The following is a 23243-nucleotide window of genomic DNA, read 5'->3' as shown; positions in this document are numbered from 1 at the left end:
TTTACATAAACGGTTTTATTTTAGCCGTTTATCCTTGGGGTAAAATTTTATTAAACTATCCTTACCCATTACCGAACTAGGGACTTGATCCGGTTTCGGAATTTTCTTTTTTGGTTCTTCCTTCTTTAAAATATTTTTAAAAAGCTCTCTAAAACTATTAAAATCCACCTCATAAGATATACCCACACCCTGAGTATACCCTAACCTATCCGCCAGATATTCCTGTATTTCATTTTCCCTATTGAAAAACTTGGCACTAAGCGTACCTTCTTCGTTCAGTAGCAACTGAATTTCAAAATTACCGGCCACAACAGTTTCCGTAGTACCACCAACAGGAACCCCAACTTTTCCATTAAAAAGTAAACGGTCACTTATTTGTGTAGATACCGTAACCCCTATTCTATTTTCGGTTTGATAATCTGCACTCCTGTCCAGAATACCTTGCTCATAGGACAGCCCCAAATTAAATTTATCATTATCACCCAAAACTTGGTTTAAAAGACCTGATGCAGATTGTAACAAATTACCAGTTACCGCTTGCTGATCTATACCCGTCTGATCATTTACAAATGAACCTTGGGCCAACAAAAACAATGCATTTCTTTCCTCTACCGTGGGATCCTGTAAACGATACTCCAGCTCTGACTGCACTATAGAGTTAGTTCCCGGAAAATCTATATTGAATTCAATATCCGGACTCTCAAGATCATCTGTTAGCTTAATAACAACCTCAGTTGCTATACGACGGGTATAGCCAGGGTTATCCAATAAAGGAGCCGGATTGGCATTTAAAGCATATACGGCCTCAAGATCCAAAGTAGCTTTTAAAGGTTCACGATCCCATACAATGGTTCCACCAGGTTTCACCTGAAAAGTCTTATTGATGACCCCTCCAAACTTATAATTGTATTCTCCTTCCACTACAACAAAATCGCCATACATTTCAAAAGCCCCCCTAGTATTGATACGGATCAACAAAATTCCCACTCCGCTGCCCTTTAAGGAGCTTCCGGTTTTAGTATCGGTTACGATCTCTACCTCGGCATCTGGGGTAACATCTAAATCAAAAGTAAGTTCCAATCCCTGAAATTCATCAAGAACACGTTCTTCCTCTACATGGTTCAACTTGTTTTTTTCAACAAAATTGATAAATGAATAATCTCCAATAGACGCAACATCGCTCAACGGAATCTTTAACGAGGTGCCCCTAGCCGTTTTACCTTCCACCTTTATGTTCAGTGCTTTGGTAGGTCCAAAAATTCTACCCTTACCATCTAAATAACCGGTTCCGTAGTATAAAACCTCCTCTTCAAAATCTGTGTTTAAAATTAAAAGGCGGTCATTCTTTGTATCAACATTTAAATCTAAAAGCCAATTATCAAAAAAGGAATGACTGATCGTGCCATCTAATGTAGCTTTCGTTTTTTTGTCTACATCGGTAATTCTGATCTGGTCAAAATCAAAAGTTTGTTTATCCAGATTCACCCTAGAATTGGCCGCAAAATCATAATCTACGTTTAAATAAGGTATTCCCAGTCCAGCCTTGTCCAATGTAAGCGTTCCGCTGAATTCCGGATTATCCACAGGCCCCTGTATACGCGCATTACCACTAACATAACCTCGGATATGACTAATAATATCCTCTCCCAAGGGTGCAAAAGGCTCTAAATCAAACTTATCCAAACTCACCAATAAATTGGCCTTGGGCATATCTTCTTTGTTATTGATATTACCTACCACGCTGAGTTTTTCAATGCCTTTGTTCGTAATTTGCGAATTTACCGCGAACTCCGTTAAATCTTTGTTCCCAACAATACCCACGGTTAAATCGCCCAAACGCATATCGTTAATGGAAAAATCCTCTACAGCAAGGTTAGAAGATGGCAAGTAGATATTGTCCTTTTGTAGAATATTGAGGGTCCCGTTAACTTCACCCTGCAGCTTTAAACTGTCTATTGCAGGGGTGATTTTATTAAGCGAAACGATTTTAAATTGAAGTTGTAAGTCCTTGTAAGTGGAATCTGCCAACTGCCCCTTGAGCCTAATTTGCTCTTGAGCACTATTGTTCATTACAATCTCCCGAATATCAATACTATCCAACGTACGGTTGATGACTACCTTATTCTTATTATCACCATCCTTGTTAAGAATCCATTTGTTCCCTTTAAAATTAACATCCGAAGTTTTAAGACCTATAACGGATTTATTATCCTTATTAAACGTGTGGTAAAAATTGAGATTATAACTATCATTTAAATCACTACCGCCTTTAAATTCCGTTCTAAAGAACAGCGTATCTTTTAAAGTAGTGTTGATTAAATTGAAATCCTTTACATCATAATAGTTCGTAGAAAGGTCGCTTACAGAGATATACGTATTAAATAGCGGGTTCTTGTTATCTATTTTAACATCAATATTATCCGCTTCATTACCAAAAGCAACTATACTAGGCGATTTAAAAGTGAGTTTAAAATCTCCCTCATCTGCTACTATATTTCCTTTTATAAATGTATTAGGGTCAAATTTCACTTCTGGAAAAAAGACATCTACAATTTTATTGTAAATCTTGAAGTTAAAGGCAAGCGTTTGCCCATCCGAAATATTAAAAGGCCTATAATTGGTATAGATGCTACCCAGGGAATTCTGAACCAATCGCCCAAGCTCGGCAACTTTAAAACGCCCTTTCATGTAACCGGTTATAATATCCGGTGAATTGATATCTATAACCCTATCACCATTGGCCTCAAATGTGGAAGACACCTTAAAATCTTCAAAATAATAAGTATCGTTCTTATTCTGAAAAATGGTTTTTGTAAATTTAATATCACCCACTAGATTATCCAAAGTGTTTCCGGTGACATCCATATTTACGTTACCCTTAAATATAGAAATGCTGTCCTTAATGAAATTCAACTTGTTCAAATCTGCATAATCCACAGACGCAATAAAGTTGAAATCATTTCGGTTTTCACCAAAATCTGCCAGTCCTTTAAAACTGAATTTGACATTCTCATCATTACTCAACAAGGTACCATCAAACAACTGCTCTTTTAGTATTCCCGAAACTTTAAGATCATTATACTCGTAATTATTGAACTCTACGGAATACACTTCACCTATAACCTCTGTATTCAAGGTTTCCTGCACAAAGCCCTTCCCTTCTACATTAAAATCCAGAGAGGTTTTACCCAGCTTTTTATTCTCGGCAAAATCGCCCAGATCAAAGTCTATTAGCGACACAAAACCTTTATACGTAGCATTATCTATATTATTTATTTCCGAAAGCTCAAGATCAGCATAACTACTACCAATAGCGGTATTCAGGTTTACCTTGGCATCTATGGAATTTTCAGTGATAACTGCATCACCACGTATAGTAAACTGCCCCAATTTTTGAAACGAAGACGGTAAGGATTTACCCAAAATATTTGGCATTAGCGCCCGTAACTCATAATAACTAGAGGTTACGTTTTTCATATCTGCACGCATAATGAAAGGCATTTTCCGCACAAATAAATTCTTAAAGTTAAAATCTCCTCTAATGCCCGTGTTATCAGATTGCAAGAAAAGCTCGTTGGCGTTCAAATCATTAAGAACACCACTTATTTTAGATGAAAAATTAACCTCCTTGCCTCTCCCGAACTGATCATAAAGCAAATTTATTTCATCAAAAGCCAAGGCAGACTCCGTAAACTCCGCAGTAAGATTCACCTTGTTCAGAAAATCGGCAAAATCCTTACGCTCATAATCAAAAACCAAATCGCCCTTTAAATGTGAACCTACCGTCTGTATCCGCAATGAATCAAAACGCATCTGTTGCTTGGTATACTTAAACTCGGTAGACATTTGTTTTACATCAATACCTCTTTGACTATTAAATGCCATGGTATTGATTTTAGCAGAAACCTCTGGACCTAAAATCTGAAAATCCGTGGCGCCAATATTGAGCTCCTCAAAATCCAACAAAAGTTCGTTCTCAAAATTCTCGTCTATTAGTTTAAATCTACTGTTCTGTATATCAACATTGGAAGAAGAGAAAAAGAACGGGTCCGTTCCCGGTTTACGTGGTTTTCCGTCATCAAACTTGTCAATGAATACCTCAAGATTAGTATTCCTGTTATCTAAATAGGTTTTTAGCTTAAAATCTAGCTCATCTATTTTAATATCTCCAAATTCCAATTTACCCTTGCTTAAATTACGCATGCTAAGGATGGAAGTAGTGAGCTGGTTTACGTAAAAAAGTGTGTCTTTTTGATAATCTTCAATATACACACCTTCTAAGTTGGTGTCCCAAGTAATTAAGGAAATACGGAGCTTATCAATATTTATACTGGTACCAAAGTCCTTGTTAATGGTATCTGTGGCATACTTAGCAAAACTTGTCTGAACAAAAGGCAACGAGAGGATGACCGTACCCAAAATACAGATCAGCACGAGTACCATCATGGTTCTAATCAGTATTTTTCTAAGTTTTTTGATAGGTCTTTATGTTTTACCTTTGCGATGTCAACTTTTATTCCAAACTCGGTGAAAAACGAAACTATTTATATTCTTGCTATTGAATCTTCTTGCGACGACACTTCCGCTGCTGTTTTAAGCAATAAAAAAGTGCTCAGTAATGTAACGGCCACTCAAAAGATTCACGAGGAATACGGCGGTGTTGTACCTGAACTTGCCTCACGGGCTCACCAACAAAACATTGTTCCGGTAGTACACCAAGCTTTGAATAAAGCAAATATCGACAAAAAACTAGTATCTGCCATAGCTTTTACACGCGGTCCCGGATTGATGGGTTCACTTCTTGTTGGAACCTCCTTTGCCAAGTCTCTTTCATTAGGTCTTAATGTACCCCTAATTGAGGTAAACCACATGCAAGCACACATCTTGGCGCACTTTATTGAAGGCCAACCAGATGGCACTCCGGAGTTTCCGTTTTTGGCCATGACCATTAGTGGCGGACACACGCAAATTGTTCTTGTAAGAGACCATTTTGACATGGAGATACTAGGCGAAACTCTAGATGATGCAGTGGGTGAAGCTTTTGATAAAAGCGCTAAAATTTTAGGTCTGCCCTACCCCGGAGGCCCATTAGTTGATAAATATGCACAAGAGGGAAACCCTAAGGCGTTTCCTTTTCCAAAACCTAAAGTAGACGGCCTTAATTTTAGTTTTAGCGGATTAAAGACAAGCATTCTATATTTCATCCAAAGAGAAACGGCCCAAAACCCCAATTTTGTTGAAGAAAATCTAAAGAATATTTGTGCGTCCATCCAAAAAACAATCATTAATATTTTGATGGATAAGCTAAAAAAAGCTGTGGAACAGACCGGTATTACGCAAATTGCCATTGGAGGTGGCGTTAGTGCCAATTCCGGAATAAGAAACGCACTTAAAATGGCCGAAAAAAATAGAGGATGGAAAACCTTTATACCAAAGTTTGAGTATTGTACGGATAACGCAGCAATGATCGGTATTGTAGGTCACCTAAAGTACAAACAAAATGTATTTGCAAAACAGGATGTTTCCGCTAAGGCGCGTTACGTTATTTCCAGTAAGTAAATAACAGTGTTCATTTTTTCTTGTGCCCAAGTACAACCTAAGCCTCTAAAATTGTTTATACATTTGTCCTATGCAATTATTTTACAACCCCGATTTAGACAAGAGCATTACACAGTTTACCTTCTCTCAAGAAGAGAGTAGGCATATTGTTAAGGTATTGCGTAAAAAGGAAGGGGACCTACTACATATTACAAATGGAAAGGGTTATATTTTTAAGTCCGAAATACTTCTTGCAGACCAAAAACGATGCAAAGCGCAAATAGTATCTACACAAAAAAAACACCCAAAAGCACATTGGTTGCACATGGTTGTAGCACCCACTAAAAACAACGACCGTCTGGAATGGTTTCTGGAAAAAGCCACAGAAATAGGTGTAAGTGAGATTACCCCCATATTTTGTGATAGATCGGAGCGAAAAGTCATTAAAAAAGAACGCTTGGAAAAAGTGATACAATCTGCCATGAAACAAAGCTTGCGCGCTTACCTACCCAAACTTAACGATGCTATCTCTTATAAAGATTTTATGACAAAGGAGCTTAACGGACTCTTATTTATTGCGCATTGCGAAGAGGAAGAAAAAGTTGATTTAAAACGAAGAGTTGCCCCAGACAAGGATGTTACCATACTCATAGGACCGGAAGGGGATTTTTCGCAAAACGAAATAGACATGGCGTATGAAAAAGGGTTTCTTCCCGTTTCCTTGGGGGAATACCGCCTTCGTACCGAAACGGCCGCGATTGTGGCCTGTACTACCGTGAACATGATTAACAACGGGTAAAAAGAACACCACTAATTGAATAATTCGGTTTTAGCAGCAGCAGTGATATCGTAATCCGTTGTCTCCATTACAACAATAAGACTCAATTTTTCTCCATTTTCAACCACATCCGGGATTGTTATCGTAGCTTTACCATTTGTTTCATGTATTTCAATATTCTTTTCCCCAACTACTATGTTACTATTTTTTAGTGTTCTATTTCGGTTTTCACCACGCTTCACCACTGTAGTTCGTTCATCCAAGACCAATATGGCCCGTAAATTTTTACCCGTAACATCTCCACCTAACTCATAATTGAACGAAACAGAACTACCCCTTCTTTCAACTAGACTCAAGACTACCATATTTTCCGTATCTATCGCTCCATAGTGCTTTATGGTCGCATTCATTTTACCTGAGTTAGACCCTACAAAATGAGCCTTACCATTCACCACTACCTGAGGTGTATAATTACTTCTACTCTTTAATTTGATATTATACTTACGTTGCTTATCCGTATAATCCGATTTACTGAACGGGTCTTTCCAACCAATATAATTCCAATAATCAACATGATATGAAAGTGCGTAAACCGAATTACCATATTCTCTTTTCACCTGTTGCAACAATACATCTGCCGGTGGGCAACTAGAACAACCTTGTGATGTAAAAAGTTCCAAAACCACTATGGGGTCATGCCCCTCAAAAGCTTCAAAAGCCTCTAGTTTTCTGGTCTTTACATCGATATTAAAAGCCATTGTAACACATCCTACCAAAACAATACACATAAGTGCAATTCTTTTCCCCACCATAATTCATACATTTGAGTTATTGTTATTTAGTTCGCCCTAAGATGAAACAACTTACATACTGCATTATAATCTTATCTCTTATGACCACCCACCTTACGGCACAAGAAGTAGCCATTCTTAAGTATAACGGAGGCGGAGATTGGTATGCCAACCCTACAGCTTTACCTAATCTTATTAAGTTCTGCAATGAAAATGTTGGCACTTTAATGAACGAAAAGCCAGAAACCGTAGAAATAAGCAGCAGTACTATTTTCCAGTACCCTTTTCTACATATGACCGGTCACGGCAATGTTGTTTTTTCGGACGAGGAAGCCCAAAATTTAAGAACTTATCTTTTTTCAGGTGGATTTTTACATATTGATGACAACTACGGAATGGCCCCTTATCTGAAAAAAGCACTCGAAAAAGCCTTCCCTAATACCGTTTTAGAAGAATTGGGTAGCAACCATCCTATTTTTAATGAATTTTATAAGTTTCCAGAAGGTTTGCCAAAAATTCACGAACACGACGGTAAACGCCCACAGGCATTAGGTTTGTTTCATGAAAACAGACTTGTACTATTGTTTACCACCGAAAGTGATCTAGGGGATGGCTGGGAAGACCCATCAGTACATAATGACCCCGAAGAAATAAGAACAAAAGCATTGCAAATGGGTGCCAATATAATGCTCTATGCTTTTAAAAACTAACATAGCCACATAAATAGACCAAAAATGACCGCAAGAACCATTAGTCAAGGAATTCTACGCTCAGTAGGGATAATAGTAGGCGTAGTCCTACTCCTTTATTTTCTTTGGAAGATACAGTCCGTAATTGCCTATTTGGCCATAGCCGCCGTCATTGCCCTGATAGGCAGACCAATAGTCCTCTTTTTAAGAAGAAAATTAAAACTACCCAACACCGTGTCCGTTATCATCACAATGTTTTTTATGGTAAGCGTGCTGGCAGGTATTATAGCACTCTTCGTTCCTCTGTTAACGGAACAAGGCAAAAACCTCTCGTTGTTGGACATTAACCAGCTAGAACAAAACTTAAATTCACTGCATCAGCAAATTGTGGACTTCATTGGAACCGCGCCTAACGTTGTTGACGAAATTATTGAAGAAACAGATTTTGAAAAAACCATTGTAGATAGTTTAAATGTAGGCTTTATACCCAATTTTCTCAACTCGTTTTTAGACGTACTTAGCACGGCTAGCATCGGGCTGTTCTCTGTTTTATTTATTTCTTTTTTCTTCTTAAAAGACAGCAATCTTTTTCAACGCGGAATTTTAGCTTTCGTCAACCAAAATAATGAAGGCAAAACCATAAATTCCATCGATAAAATCAATAATCTTTTATCTAGATATTTTGTAGGTCTGTTACTTCAAATTTTCATCCTGTTCGTAATTTACACCATAACTCTTTTAATCGTAGGTATAGAAAATGCGATTGTAATTGCCTTTCTTTGCGCCTTGTTTAATATCATTCCTTACGTGGGTCCTATCATTGGAGGAGTGATTATGGTAGTGCTTACAATGACCAGCAATTTAGGCATGGATTTTAGCTCTGTAATCCTACCAAAAGCAGGGTTTGTTTTAATAGGATTATTGATAGGTCAATTAGTCGATAATTTCTTTTCACAACCCTTGATATTTTCGAATAGCGTAAAGTCGCATCCACTAGAAATTTTCTTGGTAATTATTATTGCCGGTCTGCTCTTTGGAGTAGTAGGAATGATCGTAGCAGTGCCCGGATATACTGCAATAAAGGTCATTTTAAAGGAGTTTTTATCCGAAAACAAGCTAGTTAAATCACTTACAAAAAGTTTATAGTTATAGTTTGAATAAAAATATTTTAAATACTGGTGTACAGGGGTTTATAAAAAATAAATTTAATACTGACATCATGTCAGTTCTGCTTAAAAGACCTATTTTTGAAGAAATTTCCAATCGCGAACTTGCTGAACAACTTGAGTCTAAGAAAAAGTGCGAAAAAAAATTACCTACCTGGTTTTCTTCTGCCAATATTTACTACCCGAACAAGCTAAATATTGAGCAAACTTCTTCCGAAATTACAGCCAAATACAAAGCGGATTTAGTCAGTGGAAAATCACTTGTAGACGTCACCGGAGGGCTAGGTGTAGATAGTTACTTTTTTAGCCAAAAAATAGACCAAGTTCACCATTGTGAATTAGATAAAAATCTATCTGAAATTGCAACCCATAATTTTAATATTCTAAACATAAACAATGTAATAACCCATGCGGAAAACGGATTGGATTTTTTGGAAAAATTAAAATTCCCTGTAGATTGGGTTTACATAGACCCTTCCCGAAGAGGTGATTTAAAGCAGCGCGTTTTCCTATTATCGGATTGCTTGCCCAACGTGGTAGAAAACTTGAACCTGTTATTTTCAAAATCCGAGAATATCCTCATAAAAACAGCTCCACTTTTAGATATTTCCGCAGGAATAAATGAGCTTGATTATATAAAGGAAATTCATGTAATTGCTCTAGATAATGATGTAAAGGAACTATTATGGGTTTTAAAAAAAGGATACCAAGGCAGCATCACAGTTAAAACAATAAACAAGACCGCAAAACAGGACCAAAGCTTCGATTTTGAACTTCCCGCGGAAAAAGATGCTATTTCCGAATTTTCAGAACCTCTCACCTATTTATACGAACCCAATGCGGCTATTCTCAAGTCAGGTGCATTCAAAATCATTGGGCAAGCAACACAATTAAAGAAACTCCATACCAACACCCATTTATACACCTCAGATAGCCTGATTGATTTCCCAGGACGAAGATTTAAAATTGAACATATTTTTCCCTACAATAAATCGGCTTTGAAAAAAGCGGATATAAAGAATGCAAACATAACCACACGGAACTTTCCTGAAAGCGTAGCTACCATTAGAAAGAAGATGAAAATTAAAGATGGCGGTCAGATTTATCTATTTTTCACCAAAAACCTACTCGAAAACGTTGTAGTTCTACGTTGCAAAAAAGTTTGATTTTAACATTTGTGCTTGTTTATTCGTTTTATTTGTAATACTTTTCCTTCAATATTTAATTAATTTCTAAAACAAATGAAGCATTGATTAGCTGAAGTTATAGATTCCATAACTCACATTATATCAGTACTAAACAAAATTTAGAAAGCTCTAAACATATTGTAATTGCAACATTTGTATTATTCAATTAGGCTTAATTCGTCAAAAATAATTTGTTGCCTATTTTTAACATACCCATATTATTATTACATTTATTTTTTGTTTTTCTTAACATAAGGCCAGAAAAATAAGAATTTAATAAACTAACAAACAACACTCACATTATGAACCAAAAACGAAGTTACAATTCGTTAAAGCCCAAGGGAAAAATCTCAACTCTTGGAATTGGGCTTTTCTCGATGATGATTTGCGCTGGGTCACAAATCACCTATGCAAAATCAACCAATGACCCTAAACTTGAGGTCAAGGACATTTTTCAAACAACCATATCCGGTACTGTTTTAGACAGTGGAGGAATTCCTCTTCCGGGTGCAAACGTGGTAGTTAAAGGTACTACGAACGGAACACAAACCGATTTTGACGGAAACTTTACTTTAGAGGTAGAAAGCGACGCAACTCTAGTAATAAGTTATTTAGGGTTTGTTACGAAGGAAGTAGCTGTTGACGGACAGTCTACAGTGAATGTAACGCTGGCTGAAGATGCCGCAGCATTAGACGAGGTTATAGTTACCGGTTACTCAACAGAGACGAAAAGAGAAACAACTGCAGCCGTTTCCATTGTCAAAGCCGAAGAATTAGCGGCCATACCATCTGGAAATATAGAACAACAACTCCAAGGTAGGGTTGCTGGGGTTACCGTTCTTTCAAATGGACAACCTGGCACAACCAGCCAAATTAGAATTCGAGGCTTTGGCTCATTTGGCGGTAACCAACCTTTGTATGTAGTTGATGGTGTTCCGGTAGAAAGCACTGAATTCATCAATCCGGATGATGTTGAAACGACAACCGTTCTAAAAGATGCAGCTGCTGCATCTATATATGGGGCCAGAGCTGCTGGTGGTGTTGTTGTGCTAACAACTAAACAAGGAACAAGAAAAAGGGAAAAAACGAAAATTACAGTTGATATTACAAGTGGGGTCAGAGATCCAAACGTTGCCGGGTCTCCAGATCAATTAACACCACAACAAGACGCAGAGTGGTCTCACATTGCGTACAGAAACAACGGAATAGCAAATGGCGAAGCTCCTATTTATGATCATCCGCAATATGGCTCTGATGCTACACCTAGGATACCTGATTATTTATTGGTAGGTGGTATTGGCGGTGGTGATCAAAGTGGGGTTGTTGGCAACATTGATATGGCTGCAGTGCGTGCCGCATACGAACTTGACCCTGACAATGTGTTTCTAATAAAACCAAATCTACAAGGTACAAATTGGTATAAGGAAATTACTAGACCTGCACCAATAAGTCGTATCACCCTAGGCTTTGAAGGAGGTACAGAAGATGGTAGATACTACATGGGTATTAATGCCTACAACGAATCCGGAATACTTCTTGAGAACGAATTTGCCAGATATTCGGCCAGATTTAATTCTGAATGGGATGTAACTCCTTGGCTAAGCATTGGTGAAAACTTTCAAGCCACTTACCGGTCTATCAGAGGTGGTTATGGGGGTGACGGAGGTGTAAGTGGTGCGGACGACGAATCCGTATTATTATCCGCTTACCGTATGCCAACTATTATTCCTGTTTATGATGAATTTGGAAGTTTTGCCAGTACTAGGGCAAAAGGGTTCAATAACCCAAGAAACCCTGTAAGACAATTAAAAACCAATGATAGCCAGGATAAGAATTTTAGCTTAGCTGCATTTGGAAATTTATATGCACTGTTAAAACCCTTTGAAGGATTAACAATAAGATCCAGTATTGGAGGACAATACTTAAATTATTATAATGTTAACTACGGTTTTAAATATTTAGGCGATTCAGAACCTGAAGCCAGTAACTCATTTTCAGAAGGCAGTGGTTATGTGTTCTCATACACATTTACCAATACAGCATCCTATGAAAAACTGTTCGGAAAACACAAAGTAAAAGCCTTAGCGGGTATTGAGGCCCTAAACACAGGTAAAGGGCGAAATATTAGTGGAAGTGGTATCAACCCGTTTTCTACTGACATCAACTACCAAAACCTGTCCACAGTACAATCGCCTAATGTAAACAGTAACTTGTTTAATGGTGTAAATTTCTTTTCGGTTTTTGGGAAACTAGATTACAACTATGACGAACGTTATTTTATCACAGGAGTATTAAGAAGAGATGGCTCGTCTAGATTTGGAGCCAATAACAGATATGGGGTTTTTCCTGCCATTTCCGGAGCATGGAGAGTCATTGGAGAATCTTTTATGCAAAATCAAGACATTATAAGCGACTTGAAAATTAGAGCTGGATGGGGAGAAATGGGTAACTCTAACAATGTTAACCCTAATAACCAATATGTTCTGTATAATTCAAATAGAGCAAGTACATTTTATCCAATTGGTGGACAAAATAGCGGAGCCGATGAAGGGTATAGACAAGGTCAGATTGCAAATCCAAATGCAAAATGGGAAACCAGTATTTCTACAAATATTGGCTTTGACGCCTCTTTTTTCAATGATAAACTAGATATTGAATTTGATTGGTGGAACAAGGACACCGAGGATTTACTTTATCAGGTTCCATTACCTGGAGTTACCGGAAACGATGCCAACGAGCCGTTTGTTAACATCGCCACCATGAACAATAAAGGTATAGACATTAAGCTTACCGGAAGAGGTAACTTCACTGAAGACCTATCTTTTGAAGTTACGTTGAACAATTCGTTCCTAAGTAATGAAATTGAGTTTTTAGCGGATGGGATCGACTTCTTTGACGGAGCGGCATATAGAGGAAATAGTCCAATTAGAAACGCCGTAGGTCAGCCATTATCCTCATTTTACGGTTATAAGGTAGAAGGTTATTTTAACACTCAAGAAGAGGTAGATGCTTTTAAAGCTGCAAATAATGATGCTGATGTTGCCTTGGGGAGATTTAAATATGCCGATGTAAACGGTGATGGACAAGTTACACCAGATGACAGGACTTTCATTGGTAACCCTATACCAGATTATACAGGAGGTGTTACATTTAACCTTAAATACAAAAACCTTGAATTTGAAACCTATTGGTTTGGTTCTTTCGGAAATGAAATTTATAACCAAACAAAATGGTTTAGAAACTTTTTTGGTACATTCCAAGGTGCGGCAAAAGGCACAGCAGCACTCAACTCATGGACTCCTGAGCTAGGTAATAATGCAGAAGCTCCAATATGGGAAAGCAAAACAAATATTTATACAAGTGGGGCAGCAAACTCCTATTATGTAGAAGATGGTTCTTTTGTAAGGCTTCAAAGGCTAGCTCTAACTTACAGCTTTGACTCTAACCTATTAGATCGCCTTGGTGTGACTAAATTTAAACTTGGTTTCTCTGCAAATAATATCTGGACCATCACGGATTATTCCGGTCTTGATCCTGTAGTAGCCGGTGCCGATACCAATTTTGGTGTTGACGTTGGAAATTACCCAGCTACTCCCTCCTATTTAATCAGCTTAAATATTGGCTTGTAGGCAACTAATAATTAAAAAATAAACATATAATGAAAACTATAATTATAAAAAAATTATGCTACGGAACCTTGGCAACTGTATTTCTGATTGCCTCTTGTTCCGATGATTTTTTGGAAGTGGCCCCCACAGGGTCCATTGATGAAAATTCAGTCGCCACAGAAGATGGTGTACAAGGCCTGCTAATTGGAGCTTACTCTGCACTAAGCGGTGTTTTTGGAAACCGCTTTGAAGGACCCAACCATTGGGCTACGGGTTCAATCATGGGAGGAGAAGCTAATAAGGGTACGGATTCCGGAGATTATTCGTCACTAAACCCTATTCAGAGATATGAAGCTAGCCCGGTTGACCCCAACGGCGATTTCAACAACTTATGGCGAGGTCGTTACGAAGGTATCAAAAGATGTAATCAAACCTTAGAAAAATTAGCTAGGGCAGAGAACATTAAACCAGAGGTTGTTCAGCAAATTACGGCAGAAGCACGAATGCTCCGAGGACATTTCTATTTTGACCTTAAAAAGCATTTTAACAGTATCCCTTATATAGACGAATCTATTTACTTAGACGATGAACTGGATGAAGCTCAGAAACTTGAGGCTCTAAAAGCTATACCCAATACACCAGATGTTTGGGATAAAATAGAAGCTGATTTCCAGTTTGCTTTTGACAATTTGCCCGAAACAACGGATGCGGGTAGAAACAATAAGTGGGCGGCAGCGGCTTATATGGGTAAGGCAAAGCTTTACCAACAAAAGTATGCCGAAGCTAAAGAATGGTTTGATGAGGTTATTGAAAAAGGAGTAACACCCTTAGGCGAAAAGTATGCTCTTCTAGAGGATTATGCCCAAATTTATAATGCCGAAAACGACCAGCATGCTGAAGCCGTTATGGATGTGGAATCTGCCAATAATACCGGAAACGTAAGAAATGCTAACTGGTTTGATGATTTAAACTATCCACATAACACTGGTCCCGATGGTCCTGGTAATTGCTGTGGCTTTTTTCAACCAAGTATTGAATTGGGTAATTCATTTAGAACTACGGATGAAGGGCTTCCCCTATTGGATGGATCATATAATAATCCTGAAAACGAAGTGGCAAACAACTGGAAGCATGTCATTGTAGACAAACAACCCGAAAGTTCATTTGTTGAAGACGCAGGACCCTTAGACCCAAGAATTGACCATGCTATAGGTAGAAAAGGAATTCCTTACTTAGATTGGATTATTCATCCAGGGGCTGCTTGGATAAGAAGCTTTTCTTACGCTGGGCCCTATACTCCTAAAAAGTATATTTATTATCGTTCCCAAGAAAATAGTTTTACTGATGGTAGCTCTTGGACGCGAGGTTATGCTACAATGAACTATACAATTATTAGATTTGCCGATGTTCTATTAATGGCTGCCGAAGCGGAAATAGAGGCTGGATCATTGGAGCAAGCACGAACCTATGTAAATATGGTAAGAAATAGAGCCGCTAATTCAGAGCATTGGGTAAAGGAGTACGATAGCGATGAAAATGCCGCTAACTATGTGATTTCCGAGTATCCCCCGGCTCAGTTTGCAGATAAAGCTTCCGCAACCGCGGCAGTTAGGTTTGAGAGAAAACTTGAACTTTCAGGAGAGGGACATCGTTTCTTTGACCTCGTTCGTTGGGGCATTGCCGATAGTGTTTTGAACGCATATTTAGATTATGAGTCTCAATTTTTGAAAGAAAAATTTGGTGGCGCCAAATTTACTGCAGGTAAAAATGAATTTTATCCAATACCTCAAAGACAAATTGATTTGTCTGGAGGGTCAATAAAACAAAATCCTGGGTACTAATACTTAAGTTAGATACTAATAAAAGCTGCTCGTACGAGCAGCTTTTTTTGCTTATTTTAGAACCTTCTTACATATTTGCAACGTACCATATCCTATGTGTCAAATGAAATCAAATAATTCTTTCCAAGGAACATTTACGCTTCTCTTATCTATTGTATTAATAGTATTTACAAGTTGTTCCAAAAAGACACCTACAACAAGATTTGTAAACGTACACCCAAGCAAATCCAACCTGGTATTTAGCAATACCCTTATTGAAAATGACTCTATAAACATTATGGATAACGAATTTGTTTATAACGGGGCTGGAGTTGCACTAGGAGACTTAAACGGCGATGGTCTTGATGATATTTTCTTTGCTGGGAACCAAGTTGAAAACAAACTGTTTCTTAATAAGGGAAAACTCAAATTTGAAGATGTAACCAAAGCTTCCAATATAACAAAAAACGATTCACTAGAGTGGTCATCGGGGGTATCTATTGTTGATATAAATGCAGATGGCAGACTAGACATATACGTATGTAATACATTCAGAAAAAAAGATAGTAGAAGAAAGAACTTACTATATATCAATACAGGGAATTCAAAAGACGGTATTCCTTCATTTAAAGAAATGGCAGAAGAATATGGTCTTGCAGACGATACTTACTCATCTCACGCCCAGTTTTTTGATTATGACAATGATGGAGACCTTGACCTATTTATTGGAGTAAACAGGATTGAAGGTATTGACCCCAGCGATTTTAGACCTATTGAAGATGACGGCTCGTCTATGAGTAAAGACCGCCTCTATGAAAATATATGGGATTCTACCCTTAATAAGCAACGCTTTAGAGATGTTTCTGAACAAGCTGGTATTAAATTTCACGGATATAGTCACAGTACTTTAATCCATGATTTTAACGGAGATAATTGGCTGGATATTTATGTAGCGAACGATTTTCTAAGTAGTGACCTTATATATATTAACAATCAAAACGGCACATTCAGTAATAAAGCACGGGAAATATTCAAGCATTTTAGCTTCTCTTCCATGGGTAGTGATGCGGCTGACATCAATAATAATGGAAATCTTGAATTTTTTACTACGGAAATGCAGCCCTATTACAACAAAAGAAAAAAATTATTTCAAGGCCCCAGCAATTATCAAAAAGAGATATTCATAAAAAAATACGACTACGAAAAACAATATGCCCGCAATACACTTCAAACCCAGTTAGGAAATAACCCAAACACAGGTTTACCTATATATGGTGATGTTTCCATGCTTACGGAAACAAAAGAAACGGACTGGAGCTGGGCCCCTCTTTTTGGTGATTATGATAATGACGGGATGCAAGACCTCTTTATTACCAACGGATTCCCTAAAGATGTTACTGATCGAGATTTTGGTGATTTTAGGATTGCCGCCAGCAAACTTCTGAATAAGGAAAAACTGATAGCTGCAATACCTGAAATTAAGATTCCTAATTTCATGTTCAAAAACAATGGAGATTTCAAATTTGCGGATAGTACCGAAAAATGGGGTTTAAACTTACCTACATACTCTAGCGGTGCGGCTTACGGTGATCTTGATAATGACGGAGATTTGGATTTAGTGGTCAACAATATCAATGACAACGCAATGCTCCTTGAAAACAAATCTAATGAGTTTAATGAACCTCAGCATTTTATCCGAGTAAAATTAATCGGAAAGAAAAACAATCCTAATGCCATAGGTTCTTACGTGGAAATTTTTTCAGATTCCATCCACCAAAAGAAATCTTTGTTATCGGGACGAGGATATTTATCACAACCGGAATTCACGCTTCATTTTGGCCTAGGAAATAATAAAAAAATAGACAGTCTTGTTATAAATTGGCCAGACGGGCAACAACAAGTGGTTAAAACCAATGCCATAGATTCAGTTCTCGCTATCTCATATAGTCCTAAAGCTGAATCATTTTCCACTTTAAATACGAAAAAAACGAGCCCGATTTTCAAGAATGCTGCCAAAACGTATGACTTAGAGCATTTTTCTGAAGATTACGATTTTATTGATTTCAATTTTCAAAGTACGCTTCCTCATAAATTTTCTCAATATGGCCCTTCTCTAGCAGTTGGTGATATAAATGGCGATGGTTTAGACGATCTGTTTGTTGCTTCTAGCAGAGGTTTTAAAGAAAAATGGTTTATTCAAAAACCTGACCAAACCTTTGAACAAAACGAAGTAGCCTATAAAACTTCAGAAAAACTAGAAGAGGAAGATGCTGGAACATTACTTTTTGACGCAGACAATGATGGAGATTTAGACTTGTTCATTGCACGTGGTTGCGGCCAATACCCTAGCGGTCATGAATATTATCAAGATATTTTGATGGTCAATGATGGAAAAGGAAATTTTACTCAATCCAATATAGATCTTCCTGTTATGAAAACGAACTCATCTGCAGTTAAAGCTGCCGATTTTGATCGTGATGGAGATTTAGACCTTTTTATAGGAAGTAGGGTTTTGCCTTTCTCCTACCCTAAAACAGATCGCTCATATATTCTAAGAAATGATAGCACTAAAGACCGGATTAAATTTACCGATGTCACTACCCTTGTTTCCAAAAATCTAGAATACCCCGGTTTAATTAGCGATGCCATTTGGACCGATTTTAACGGAGACTTCTGGCCAGACCTTATTATAGCCGGAGAATGGGCCCAATTACGCTTCTTCAAAAACGAAAATGGTAAGCTATTAGAAGTTACGGAGAACACAGGCATATCTAAATATTCTGGATGGTGGAATAGTATATCTTCCTCAGATTTGGACAATGACGGAGACATAGATTACATTGTTGGGAATGTTGGCGAGAATATAAATTTTAAAGGTTCGCTAGGAGAACCTGTTCGCATATACGCTAAAGACCTTGATCAAAATGGTTCCATAGACCCCCTTATATCCTTCTATTTAAGAGATAGTATAGGCGTTAGAAAAGAATATTTATACCATCCTTGGCAGGATGTAACAAAGCAATATGTTGGTATTAGAAAAATGTTCAATTCTTATGGGGAATTTGGGGAATCCACTCTACCTGAAATGTTCTCTAACGGGCTTTTAGATGACGCCAAAGTAGATTCTTTGACCTATATGAAAAGTTCATGGATAGAGAATTTAGGAAACGGACAATTTAAAATGCACCAATTGCCCGTGGAGGCTCAATTTGCTCCAGTTTATGGTATTCTACCACAAGACTTTAATGAAGATGGCCTAACGGATATTCTATTAATTGGAAATGATTACGGCATGGAAGTACAACAAGGGCCAGCTGATGCATTTGCTGGTCTCGCCCTTAAAAATATAGGGAACGGCAAATTTACTACCGTTTCACTAAACGAGAGTGGCTTTTTTGTTCCGGGTGACGGTAAAGCTATTGTTAGTTTGCGCACAGGAGATTCTAAGAAATTAATTGTAACCTCACAAAATAACGACTCCTTGAAAGCTTTTGAATATCCTAGACAAACCAGAATAAAATTAATGGCTGTGCAACCCAATGAAATAAAAACATTAATTAAGCTCAAGAATAATACTAAGCAAATGCATGAGTTCTTTTGGGGCAATTCCTTTCAATCGCAATCAGGTCGTTTTGTAGAGATTCCTGCAAACTTTGTGGAAGTTCAATTTTATAATAATAACGGAAAACTAACTAGAACATTTAAACCGTAAAGAATTATTTTATTAATCTATTTTTAAGAACTAATATATCCCAAGGATTTTCTTTGTAAATCTTGGACAAGTCTGCAGGCACGGAGTTAAAGTTAAAAGTAGAACAGCTTAAAGCTATATCAATATCTCCATCCTGGTCAAAATCACCTGAATCCATTAAAAACCATCGCCCTTGAAAATCATTTTCTATAACCTGAGTTTCAAAGACAAAATTATTTGTATCGATATTATTCAAATACACGAATGATTTTTGTGACTCTCCTTCGTAATCAGGAAAGGTAGACACTATTCCAAAATCTATATCTCCGTCTTTATCAAAGTCTGCACTTACACTTCTAGTAGCACCGTACAATGGATAGAAAAATTCTTCTTTAAAGTTATTAGCTCCGTCATTTAAATGAATACGCAGACCATGATAAGGTTTCAATACCTGAGTTCTATCTGCATTGTCCCCGTGTAAGGTTACAATATCTTGATCCCCATCATCATCAAAATCAAGCATTTCAAACCAGCTACTTCCATACAGAGGACCAAACCGAATTACTTGTTCTGTTTTAAATTCCAAATTTTCAGTTTGATAAAGAATGGTAATACCCTCATTACCTTGTGCTGTCAGCACAACAATATCTGCTTTGGCGTCTTGGTTCATGTCTTTGACCACCGTTCTTATTGCCCCTGGTTGCCCTAATAAGATATTCTTTTCTAAAGAACCGTCATCAGATTTTACAACTAATGATAAACTACCTGTTAAGTTACCATACTCACAAACTAAAATTTCATCTTCCCCATCATTATTAAAATCAAATACTGTGGTATGTACCGGTCTATGAAAATCTAAAGGTATAGGTTGAACAAATCTATCTTTTATAGTAAAAATTTTTCCGTTTGCAATTTCTGAAGGACTCAGAGAACCTATAGAAGTGGCGTACTTTACATCATCCATCTCGGTAAAGTCAGAAATAGGACCAATTCCATTAAGGATTTTTTTGAGAGTCTTAGTATCCTCCCGATACTCATAGATTCTACCTCTTAAGTCGGCAATATTTAACTTGCTATTTTCCGTATCAAATTGGGTAAATACGATAGAGCTTCCATGTACGCTATCTATATCTACCGGTACCAATTCAAAGCCATTGAGCTTTTTAGCTTGTTTTTGGGAATTGTTTAGAATAAGACTGTCTGGAGCGGTGGATACAATATATTCTTTGAGAAGTTGCCAATCAGCTTCCGAAATTTGGGGTTCAACACTATAAACGCCTGAATTTAAAATAGCATGCTGTTCTTCAAAGGAAAAACCGCTTAACGGATCAAATCCTGTATTTTTCATTCCCATTCTTGCTCCCATTTCGGGCAACACCTTGTCTTTCCATAAACTTTTTGGCAAATGCTCAATATTGGGCAACTCATGACAAGCGGCACATTGCGTTTTATACAACTGCACTGCTTTTTCATGCTTATTTTCCGAACAAGAAAATACAAACGGAAGTAGAACTACTAAAATTATAAAAACTCTCATTTTGTTTAATTACTTCCTTTAAATTGCTTAAAACAGAAGTCCTTGTTCTATTTTAATATTCCCCCTTGTGCTTATAGTCGCCAAAACGATATTTTACAGTTCGTTTAATAGGCGTTTGCATACCATTTGTTCTTTCTAACCAATCATAAATGGCAATTGACATAGATTTTACTATTTCCTGTTTATCCGGATCCGCTATTAAATTATACATTTCATCAGGGTCGTTCTCTAGGTCATAGAGCTCATTTCTATCCCAAATTCCCTGATACTTCATATACTTATATTTGTCAGTTCGCATGCCAAATACGGTTGGAGTCATAGGAAAGTCATACTCCCAAAAATACTCATAGAAGACCTCCTCACGAACCTTTGCCCCTGGCTCTCCAGTAAGTGCCGGGATAAAAGATACTCCAGGCATATTTTCTGGTTTCTCTATTCCCGCTTCCGCTAAAATTGTTGGTCCAATATCTATATTTTGCACCATAGCCTTAGGTTTTAGGCCTCCTTTAAACAGTTCCGGACAACGCACCAGCAAAGGCACTTTAACCGATTCTTCATAAAAATGCCGTTTATCAATAAGCCCATGCTCTCCCCAACTAAATCCGTTATCGCCCATATAAATAACCAGGGTAGATTCATCAAGCCCTTCATCCTTTAGGTATTCCATAACTGAACCTACACTCTCATCTACCCCTAAAAGTGTTTCGCAATAATCCACAACCATTTCATTTATATCCCTATTCTCATGGTACATATAGTCTACGCCATGCCAACTTACTCTTTGGTCAGCTACCCATTGTGGCCATTTCAAATCTTTATAAGCTCCGGTCTTGGTCTGCTCATAAGTTGCCGGTAATTCTATTTTGTTACCTTTATATCGCCCTTTATGCCTTCTAGCCGGTTGAAACCCAGCGTGAACTGCTTTGTGAGATAAATACAGGAAAAACGGTTTCTTTTTATCTCTCTTCTCCATCCAATCAATGGCATGTTCGGTCAACAGATCTGTTATATAAGTCGAATCTTTATAAGCTACCCTCTTTCCATTGATATTTAACGTAGGGTTGTAATAAACCCCTTGTCCCGGGAAACTTTCCCAGTGGGTAAAGCCTGGTTGAGGAGAGTCTCCATGATCCCCCATATGCCATTTACCAAAGAAGCTAGTTTGATACCCCGCTTTTTGAAGGTATTGAGGAAAATATGTCAAATTTCCAGGATCTGGAGCTTGGTTATCCACAATGGTATGTGAGTGGGAAAACTGTCCCGTTAAAATTGAAGCCCTACTTGGAGAACACAGAGATGTTGTAACAAAGGCGTTGGACAAATAAGCTCCATCTTCCGCAAGTTTATCCATGTTCGGGGTTTCTAACCAAGGAACTTTACCCGTAAAACCTATATAATCATAACGGTGGTCATCCGTTAAAATAAAAACAACATTGCGAGGTTTCTTCTTGGTTTTCTTTTCAGGCTCCGTATTTGCAAATAGAACCGACATCTCAAAAACCATTAGAAACATTATTCCGTAAAACAGCCTCGTCTTGCCCATATCAATAGTATTAAATTATCGTTTTAAGAAAATTATTAATCATCTACCCTATTAAAAAAAACGTTTTTGACTACTAAATGTAACTTACTACCGCTCCTGCTCCATAAACCATTTATACAGCTCATCATTATCATAGGCCGGCACCCAAGAATCATGGCCAACACCGGGGTACCTTGTAAATTTTACATCATACCCCATACTCTTTAATTTAGAAACCATAGTCTCCGATTCGGATATGGGAATGGATTGGTCCTCTTCTCCATGGAAGACCCACATGGGCATTTTTTTGTCTATCCAAGAAGCATATGGTAGCGGTGTCATACCACACACAACAGCCATTGCCGCAAATTTTTCGGGATACTGCACTGCCATTTCCCAGGCGGCTCCTCCACCCCTACTGAGCCCGGTTAAATAGATTCTTTTTTTATCTACATGATTGTTCTCCACTATCGTGTCCAATAATTGCATTACCGATCGCGTATTCCACCACATTTTCTTTTCTGGATTCTGAGGGGCCAAAATTAAGAACGGGAATTTTTTGCCTCTCTTTATCAATTTAGGAGGGCCGTTTCTTTTTACATAAACCAAACTATCTCCAGATTCGCCACCACCATGAAGAAACAATAACAACGGAAACTTTTCCTCGGGTTTTTCCTCATACCCTTCAGGATAATAGAGGTAGTAACTATAATTTTCTTTGATGACGGTTTCTTGTTCGGCATCTATTAATTTGTATTTTGATTGTGCAGCACAACTCTGAAAAGCAAAACAGAGCAAAATAATATATAATTTCTGAGGCATTTACGTATTTTTTTCCGCGCTTAGTTGTAACGGAATTTATCCGGTTAAAATACAATTTTAAAAACAGTACAAAAAAGAAACGGACACCTAAAAA

At 37.6% G+C, this 23243-nt stretch carries 13 protein-coding genes; 8 read left to right on the top strand and 5 right to left on the bottom strand.

Annotated elements, in window-relative coordinates; all coding sequences use genetic code 11:
- Positions 1-15: 15 nt before the first annotated feature.
- Positions 16-4446, bottom strand: coding sequence for a translocation/assembly module TamB domain-containing protein (locus tag KO513_RS16040; protein ID WP_215914264.1), 4431 nt, complete (start codon positions 4444-4446; stop codon positions 16-18).
- A gap of 57 nt (positions 4447-4503) precedes the next feature.
- Between KO513_RS16040 and tsaD the strand changes: the two genes are divergently transcribed.
- Both tsaD and KO513_RS16030 read left to right on the top strand, forming a co-directional pair.
- Entirely contained in the window at positions 4504-5559 is a 1056-nt protein-coding gene (gene tsaD / locus KO513_RS16035) for a tRNA (adenosine(37)-N6)-threonylcarbamoyltransferase complex transferase subunit TsaD (RefSeq protein ID WP_252735898.1), read from the top strand.
- Positions 5560-5629: 70 nt separating this feature from the next.
- Complete coding sequence (locus KO513_RS16030) at positions 5630-6337, top strand: 16S rRNA (uracil(1498)-N(3))-methyltransferase (protein WP_215914263.1); 708 nt, start codon at positions 5630-5632, stop codon at positions 6335-6337.
- 11 nt (positions 6338-6348) lie between these two features.
- Here the strand turns inward: KO513_RS16030 and KO513_RS16025 are convergent, their stop codons facing one another.
- Positions 6349-7128, bottom strand: coding sequence for a DUF1223 domain-containing protein (locus KO513_RS16025; RefSeq protein ID WP_215914262.1), 780 nt, complete (start codon positions 7126-7128; stop codon positions 6349-6351).
- 41 nt (positions 7129-7169) lie between these two features.
- Here KO513_RS16025 and KO513_RS16020 point away from each other — a divergent pair, with 41 nt between their 5' ends.
- The 6 genes from KO513_RS16020 (at position 7170) to KO513_RS15995 (ending at position 19289) form a co-directional block, all read left to right on the top strand.
- A complete protein-coding gene (locus KO513_RS16020; protein ID WP_215914261.1) occupies positions 7170-7817 on the top strand; it encodes a DUF4159 domain-containing protein in 648 nt (215 codons plus the stop codon).
- A 24-nt stretch (positions 7818-7841) separates the two neighbouring features.
- Positions 7842-8942 carry an AI-2E family transporter gene (locus KO513_RS16015; protein WP_215914260.1) on the top strand — a complete coding sequence of 367 codons (1101 nt, stop codon included), beginning with the start codon at positions 7842-7844 and terminating at the stop codon, positions 8940-8942.
- 73 nt (positions 8943-9015) lie between these two features.
- The gene (locus tag KO513_RS16010) at positions 9016-10128 is read left to right on the top strand and encodes a THUMP-like domain-containing protein (protein ID WP_371735856.1); all 1113 of its coding nucleotides are present in this window, start codon (positions 9016-9018) and stop codon (positions 10126-10128) included.
- Positions 10129-10451: 323 nt separating this feature from the next.
- Positions 10452-13778, top strand: coding sequence for a SusC/RagA family TonB-linked outer membrane protein (locus KO513_RS16005; RefSeq protein ID WP_215914258.1), 3327 nt, complete (start codon positions 10452-10454; stop codon positions 13776-13778).
- A 29-nt stretch (positions 13779-13807) separates the two neighbouring features.
- On the top strand, positions 13808-15598 hold the full coding sequence (locus KO513_RS16000) for a RagB/SusD family nutrient uptake outer membrane protein (RefSeq protein ID WP_215914257.1): 1791 nt from the start codon (positions 13808-13810) through the stop codon (positions 15596-15598).
- 103 nt (positions 15599-15701) lie between these two features.
- Positions 15702-19289, top strand: coding sequence for a VCBS repeat-containing protein (locus tag KO513_RS15995; RefSeq protein ID WP_252735896.1), 3588 nt, complete (start codon positions 15702-15704; stop codon positions 19287-19289).
- 4 nt (positions 19290-19293) lie between these two features.
- Here the strand turns inward: KO513_RS15995 and KO513_RS15990 are convergent, their stop codons facing one another.
- From KO513_RS15990 to KO513_RS15980, 3 genes are all read right to left on the bottom strand, one after another.
- Positions 19294-20805 carry an FG-GAP repeat domain-containing protein gene (locus KO513_RS15990; protein ID WP_215914255.1) on the bottom strand — a complete coding sequence of 504 codons (1512 nt, stop codon included), beginning with the start codon at positions 20803-20805 and terminating at the stop codon, positions 19294-19296.
- Positions 20806-20857: 52 nt separating this feature from the next.
- Complete coding sequence (locus KO513_RS15985; RefSeq protein ID WP_252735894.1) at positions 20858-22348, bottom strand: sulfatase family protein; 1491 nt, start codon at positions 22346-22348, stop codon at positions 20858-20860.
- A gap of 87 nt (positions 22349-22435) precedes the next feature.
- Positions 22436-23149 (bottom strand): dienelactone hydrolase family protein, encoded by a 714-nt coding sequence (locus KO513_RS15980; protein ID WP_215914254.1) that lies wholly within the window; start codon positions 23147-23149, stop codon positions 22436-22438.
- Positions 23150-23243: the final 94 nt, after the last annotated feature.

This window comes from Zobellia sp. B3R18 (genome assembly GCF_018860715.1).
Taxonomy (GTDB): Bacteria; Bacteroidota; Bacteroidia; order Flavobacteriales; family Flavobacteriaceae; genus Zobellia; species Zobellia russellii.
This window is presented reverse-complemented; position numbering and strand designations above follow the sequence as displayed.